The organism is Desmonostoc vinosum, from assembly GCF_059505385.1.
Map to the genome: position 1 here is coordinate 1 of NZ_JCACKM010000317.1, position 3,288 is coordinate 3,288.

The 3,288-nt window shown below is 39.5% G+C and carries 3 protein-coding genes; 2 read left to right on the forward strand and 1 reads right to left on the reverse strand.

Going from position 1 to position 3,288, the window contains the following annotated elements; all coding sequences use genetic code 11:
- Nucleotides 1-92 precede the first annotated feature (92 nt).
- Complete coding sequence (locus tag AC5JMF_RS31805; RefSeq protein ID WP_495799699.1) at nucleotides 93-779, reverse strand: basic amino acid ABC transporter substrate-binding protein; 687 nt, start codon at nucleotides 777-779, stop codon at nucleotides 93-95.
- Between the two features lie 634 nt (nucleotides 780-1,413).
- Between AC5JMF_RS31805 and AC5JMF_RS31810 the strand changes: the two genes are divergently transcribed.
- The gene (locus tag AC5JMF_RS31810; protein ID WP_495799700.1) at nucleotides 1,414-2,652 is read left to right on the forward strand and encodes a glycoside hydrolase family 10-like protein; all 1,239 of its coding nucleotides are present in this window, start codon (nucleotides 1,414-1,416) and stop codon (nucleotides 2,650-2,652) included.
- Nucleotides 2,652-3,221, forward strand: coding sequence for a hypothetical protein (locus AC5JMF_RS31815; protein ID WP_495799701.1), 570 nt, complete (start codon nucleotides 2,652-2,654; stop codon nucleotides 3,219-3,221). The genes AC5JMF_RS31810 and AC5JMF_RS31815 overlap by 1 nt, the downstream gene beginning before the upstream one ends.
- Nucleotides 3,222-3,288: the final 67 nt, after the last annotated feature.

Genomic DNA, 3,288 nt, shown 5'->3' on the forward strand with positions numbered 1-3,288 from the left:
GAAGGGGGACAAGGGAGAAATTTTTATGATAAGTGATTAGCCGGACATGATATCAGGTGCTAGATTCTAAGTAGTGATCGGAAATTCGATATTTAGTTTTGTGGCAGAGAATCTGGTAATTGTGGCGGTTCGCTATTAAACCATTTTTGGTAAATTTGCTTATAAGTATTATTAGCTAATAAAGTGGCTATGGCGTTGTTAATTGTATCGAGATGAGGGGAATTTTTGGGGGTAGCAATTCCGTAGTATTCTTCAGTAAGCAAGTTGGTGACAACTTTTATACCTTTGAAGTTGCTATTTTTAATTGCATACAAAGTAGCAAAAGCATCGCTAATTACAGCATCAACATTGCCATTGAGCAAGTCTTGAAAAAAGTCCGGGCCAGAATTGAATGTAATAATTTTGGCATGGGGAATAGTTTTGGCAAAATCTGCACCAGTTGAACCAATTTGTACAGCAATTTTTTTACCTTTGAGACTATTAAAATCTTTAATATCTTGATTGTCTTCACGAACTGCGATCGCTAGTCCCGCTTTAAAATAAGGTCGGGAAAAGGAAATCGTTTTCAGACGTTCAGCAGTAATTGTGATCCCATTAATCGCAGCATCGACTTTTTGAGCTTGTAAAGTAGAAATCATGCCATCAAAGGGCATACTTTCAAACTGTACAGTGAACCCGGCAACTTTGGCGATCGCATTCATCAAGTCAATATCAAACCCTACCAACTTACCGCTAGTATTGCGGATTTCAAAGGGGATAAAGGTAGGGTCAGTAGCCACCTTGAGAAGTTTAGTGTGAAAATTGATCTTTGGATGGGAGCTATTGCAAGCAATAATTAGCAGCAAACAGCCCAAACTCATAATCAAGTGCTTTAATTTCAACATCTTGTAAGTAAGCAATTCAAAATTTGTACTGATAATTTCTACTAATCTTACTTACCAAATTACTGAACTATTCGCATTATTTTAGCCTTTGGGGCGGGGCGTAAGGATTTTACTCACTTACACACCCCCATACCCTTTGTACAAACCCTGAATTTTTCGTATTACTATGTTATACCAATTCTCTAAAATTCGGCTACACATTCAAACTCCGAAACCCATACTAAATAAGAGTTTCTTAATTACGAATTACGTTAGCGCAGCGTTAGCGACGTAGGAGCGTCATTACGAATTACGAATTGGTATTAGTCCTGTCTTTGTTGAGAGACCGTAGGGGTGGGTTTAGTGAGATATCTGAGTTCAGTGCTTGAATATTTAAGGGCTAAAGTCCTCACTACAAACACGTTTAGCGCTCAAATCCCAATTTGGTATTACTTTTGAGCAGAAAATCACCATATGTTTATATAATCCGGGAATGACAAATTGATTTTGTAATTATATATATTCCGATTGCAATAGGTTGCACTTATCGATGAATTGGGTTGCTCGCCGTTATTTTTTTTACTTATTGTGTTTGGGATTAGTCTTAAGTTTAACAGTATTGCCATTCTCTTCACTGCCAGTTTATTCTCAAAAGACTAGCCCAATCAAAACAGAAATTCGCGGCGTTTGGCTCACTAATGTTGCTAGTGGTGTACTATTTGTACCTTGGGGTATTGACCGCGCTTTAAATCATCTCTCAGCACTTAATTTTAATACAATTTATCCTGTAGTTTGGAATCGAGGACATACTTTTTACAGAAGTAGTATAGCCAAAACGATTACAGGCTCAGATACTGAACCTCTACTCAAATTTATGCATGGTGGACGGGATGTTTTAGCAAAGCTGGTGAAACTTTCTCAAGCTAAAAAATTGAGTGTTATTCCTTGGTTTGAATATGGGTTAATGACGCCACCTAATTCACAATTAGCAAGGCGTTATCCTAACTGGTTGACGAATGGACAAAAAGGTATAAAATCTATCCAAGAAACCTTACCAGAGGAAATTAATAATCACTCTGTAAGCAAGCAAGCTTGGCTAAATCCTCTGCATCCACAAGTTCAAGAGTTTATTCAAGGGCTAATTGTGGAAGTAGTCAAAAACTACGATGTAGATGGCATTCAATTGGACGATCATTTTGGAATGCCAGTTCAGTTTGGCTATGATCCTTTTACGATTGATCTCTACCGACAAGAACATCAAGGTAAAAGTCCTCCAAGTAATCCTTTTAACTCAGAATGGATGCGTTGGCGAGCAGATAAAATCACTGATTTCATGGCAGAAATCTATCAAGCTGTCAAAGCAGTAAAACCGAAGGCAAAAATCTCTTTGTCTCCAAATTCTCAAGCATTTGCCTACAAATATTATTTACAAGATTGGGAAAGTTGGGTAAAAAAAGGTCTAATTAATGAGTTAATTTTACAAGTATACCGAAATGATAAAAGAGGTTTTATTACTCAACTAGAACAGCCAGCAGTAGAATTAGCTCTTAGTCAAATTCCTGTAGGAATCGGCATATCAACGGGTACTTTGCGTAACCCTGTAGAAATCGCCCAAATTAAACAACAAGTTCAGATAGTACGCGATCGCAATTTTCAAGGCATCTCCTTTTTTTACTGGGAAAGTCTCTGGGGTTACATCGCACCCGAATCTCCCCAACGACGACGCAAGGCTTTTCTGGATATGTTCAACGCCAAAGCTACCAGACCATTACAACTAGAGAGAGTTTGATGCAATTAGCACTAGGAAACTTTAGTAGCTTTACATTGTTGTGGGCTTTAGCTACTTTTGGCGGTTTTTTGCTGAGTTTATTATTGATTGAAATTGGTGAAAAGCCTGATATTGGTTTGGTAGAGTCTGCTGTTGGTGGCTTGGCGGTGGCATTACCTCAAAGTTTTCTGCTCAAACAACCAGTTTTTCGGATCAAGTGGGTTTTTTCAAGTCTTTTGGGTTGGATGATCGTCGCCGCTACCGGCATTGGCGCAATCGGTTGGGTTGTACCCACAACTTCTATCTTGGCTTTGAGAATTTTGTCTGGGTTGATTTATGGCACAATTAGCGGTCTCACAATTGGAATAGCACAATGGTTGGTAATTCCCCAATCAGTTCCTCTCGCGTGGCGATGGATATTTGTCAGTTCCCTGAGTTGGGCAATTGCAGTACCTATAGGTTCCACCGTGGGGATCGTTTTACGCCACTTCACCCAGTTATTTTTAGGCGAAGTTATAGGATTAGCCATCACTTGGCTGGTAGTTGCTATCCTTACAGGCATTTATGCCGACAAATTGCGATCAGGGTAGGGGACTGGGGATTGGGGATTGGGGACTGGGGATTGGGGATTGGGGATTGGGGATTGGGGACTGGGGA

Excerpts from the sequence above, each read along its gene's own strand:
- AC5JMF_RS31815 (WP_495799701.1), top strand. The coding sequence starts at position 2,652 with ATGCAATTAGCACTAGGAAACTTTAGTAGCTTTACATTGTTGTGGGCT.
- AC5JMF_RS31810 (WP_495799700.1), top strand. The coding sequence starts at position 1,414 with ATGAATTGGGTTGCTCGCCGTTATTTTTTTTACTTATTGTGTTTGGGA.